Here is a 615-nt window from a genome sequence, read left to right as displayed (position 1 = left end):
GCTACGTGCCAAGCCGGCAAAGAGAGAGAAGCCGCGTTGCGTAGCGGGTGGTGGTTCCAGGGTTCGGCGCGTGGCCGGGGGAGGTCGGCCGACGGGCAGCAAAGGGAGCGGGCCCCGGGGGGAGGCGCCATGCGCCGGGGGAGTGGGCCAGTGAAGGCTGGGGCTCGGGCGGGCGGCGGTAACCCGGCCGGGGCTGGCGCGCCTGGCGGGGTAAGGGCCTTAGGCGGGGCGGGAAAATTCGGAACGACGGTCAGGCCCGGCGTCAGCCACCGGCGACCTGGTCGCGGTGTCATCTGTGGTGCTAAGCCCCACAGATGACACCGCGGACGGCATGGCGGTCCTTACGGGGCGAAGGAGCGTTCGCCGGTGAAGAAACCCAGGCCGTATTCGGGGGTCTCAAACTTCACTGTGGTCCCCTTCGGGAAGAACAGCACGTCGCGCTCCTTGGCGTGAGTGACCTCACCGGTGCTCTGGTCGGTGAGGATGAACTCGCCCTGGATGACGACCTTCATCTCGTCGTACGTGTACGTGTACACCAGAGGCTCGGACGCCTTCAGCTCGAAGAACCCGGCACTCATGACCGATCCTTCAGGGTTGTGCAGGGAGTCGCCGATC

1 protein-coding gene is annotated in these 615 nt (G+C 67.3%); it reads right to left on the bottom strand.

Annotated elements, in window-relative coordinates; translation table 11 throughout:
• Positions 1-341 precede the first annotated feature (341 nt).
• On the bottom strand, positions 342-615 hold a 274-nt coding region (locus AC5RWD_RS23170; protein WP_494022263.1), incomplete at its 5' end, for a cupin domain-containing protein.

The organism is Arthrobacter sp. CMU6, from assembly GCF_059090205.1.
This window is presented reverse-complemented; position numbering and strand designations above follow the sequence as displayed.